This is a genomic window from Lentzea indica (assembly GCF_012184385.1).
In the GTDB taxonomy this organism is placed as follows: domain Bacteria; phylum Actinomycetota; class Actinomycetes; order Mycobacteriales; family Pseudonocardiaceae; genus Lentzea; species Lentzea indica.
On the sequence record NZ_VSRL01000499.1, the window covers coordinates 1 to 2178 of the forward strand.

At 68.2% G+C, this 2178-nt stretch carries 3 protein-coding genes; all 3 read left to right on the top strand.

The window, feature by feature from the left end; translation table 11 throughout:
• On the top strand, positions 1 to 533 hold a 533-nt coding region (locus FXN61_RS48970; RefSeq protein WP_167980572.1), incomplete at its 5' end, for a phospholipase domain-containing protein.
• A gap of 9 nt (positions 534 to 542) precedes the next feature.
• A complete protein-coding gene (locus tag FXN61_RS48975) occupies positions 543 to 1748 on the top strand; it encodes a hypothetical protein (protein WP_167980573.1) in 1206 nt (401 codons plus the stop codon).
• Positions 1749 to 1778: 30 nt separating this feature from the next.
• Positions 1779 to 2178: primosomal protein N' family DNA-binding protein (locus FXN61_RS48980; RefSeq protein WP_446684967.1), on the top strand; the 400-nt coding region annotated here is incomplete at its 3' end.

A 2178-nucleotide genomic window follows, 5' to 3' on the forward strand; every position in this document is an offset into this window, starting at 1 on the left:
CGCAGAAGATGCCCGAGCAGGAGGCGGGACGGCGGCGTGCGCGCGCTCTGCCGTACCAGCCTGACGCGTCGTTGCGTGGGTCTCAGTTGGACATGTCGAACTCCGGGTCGGCTTCGGTGCACCTTGCGCTGTACCCGTACTCGGGGCAGTTCGCGGTGCCGCAGCACTTCGACGTTGCTTCGTCGGCTTCTCTTGAGATTGCCGGTGATCACGACCTCGTGTTGCTGGGGCCCAACGGCTTCCGCCGTGAGTTCGCTGGGGCGTCGTCTGATCGTGCGCGGGTGTCGTCGTCGGTGCGCGGATACAGCCGTGTGCTGACGCTGACGTTCGAGAACAGCGGGTCGTCGCGGCTGACGTTCGTGCTGGGACGGCGGAAGTACGTGGTCCGTCCGGGGCATCGGCACGTCATCCCGTGGCTGACCGCCATGAACTCCGGCTGGTACGACCTGACCGTGACGGTGGAGGAGGAGCCGCGGTTCCGTCGTCGTCTGTGTGGTCACATCGAGAACGGCCAGGAGTCGATCTCCGGTTAACGTTGGCCCGTGGAGATCACGGGGGACGAGATCCGGCGGCGGATGATCGATCACGAGTCGCTGGATCCCGGCGGCTTGAGGATCGAAGGCGCGACGATCACCGGTCAGCTCGACCTGTCCGACGTGGTGGCGAAGCGGCCACTGGTGCTGCGGGACTGCTCCACGGACCAGCCGGTGGTCCTGGACCGCGCGCAGTTCTCGCTGGTCGACCTGCGAGGGCTGGTCGCACCGGCGGTGCTTGCTCGCGGACTGACCGTGGATCACGATCTCCGGCTGAGCGCGGCCCGGCTGAGTGCCGAGGAGTCGGTCGACGCGCAGCACATGCGCATCGGCGGCAGCGTCTACCTGGACGAGGGTTTCCACGCGGCAGGTTCCGTGGCGCTGAGCGGGTCGCACGTCTCCAACGTGTTGACGTGTCGCGGCGCGCGCTTCGAGTCGGGGCTGAACCTTGTGGACATGCGGGTCGGTGATCTGATCTTCCTGTCGCACGGGTGTGTGGTGTCGGGCGGGGGCGGGCACGCGGCGGTGCGCATGCGCGGGACTCGCGTCGACGGGCAGATCGTCCTGAGGGAGGGCCGGTTCAGCTCACCCGACGTCGCGGTCGATCTGCGGCACGTCCGGGTGGGCAAGGAGCTGCTGATGCCGTTCGACGGGATCGACGGCCAGGTGCAGCTCGAAGGGCTGGTGTACGAGGGGTTGCCTCGTGACGCCACTGTGGACGAATGGCTGTCGTTGTTGGCCACCCGCACGCCCTACTACTCGACACAGCCGTGGGTGCAGCTCGCCGCCGCGCACTCCGCAGCCGGCAACGAACGTGATGTGCGGCGGATCCGGGTTGCCCAGCAACGTGATCTGCGCCGCCGCGGCCAGCTCTCTCGATGGGGTCGCGCGTGGCACCTCGTTCGAGGCGTGACCGTGGGACATGGCTACCGTCCCGGTCTCGCCCTCGTGTGGCTGGCCGGGGTGCTCGCCGTGTCGGTGGGGGTCGTGCTGCTTTCCGGAGCGGTGCGTTGCTCTGTGGTGGAGCAGGTCGGTTATGCGTTGAACGTGGCGACGCCGCTGGTCAAGGTCGATGCGGCCCGTTGCACGGTGGACGCTGCGTCGGGTGCGGGCCAGTTCGTTCTGGGCACGACGTGGTTGCTGCAGATCCTGGCGTGGGCGTTCGCCACTCTGTTCGTGGCGGGCTTCACCGGTTTGGTGAGGCGCAACGCGTGACTGTCAGGGGTGTCTGATACACCAGGAGGCATGAGCGAGAAGACCGGAGCGAGAAAAGGGGAGCGGGTTCCCGCTGCCTCGCTGCCGGTCGCCCGGATCGTGGTGGACGTGCCCTTGGCCCACCTCGACCGCCCCTTCGACTACTCGGTTCCGTCCGAACTGGACGCTGCCGCCGTTCCCGGCTGCCGCGTCCGCGTCCGGTTCGCGGGCCAGCTGGTCGACGGCTACTTGCTCGAACGGGTGGAAACCTCCGAGTACGAGAAGAAACTCGCGTTCATCGAAAAGGTCGTGTCACCCGAGCCGGTGCTCGCCCCGGAGATCGCCGACCTGGCCCGTGCGATCGCCGACCGGTACGCGGGCGGCATGATCGACGTGTTGCGCCTGGCCATCCCGCCCCGTCACGCCCGCGCGGAGGCGGCCGCGCCGGGTG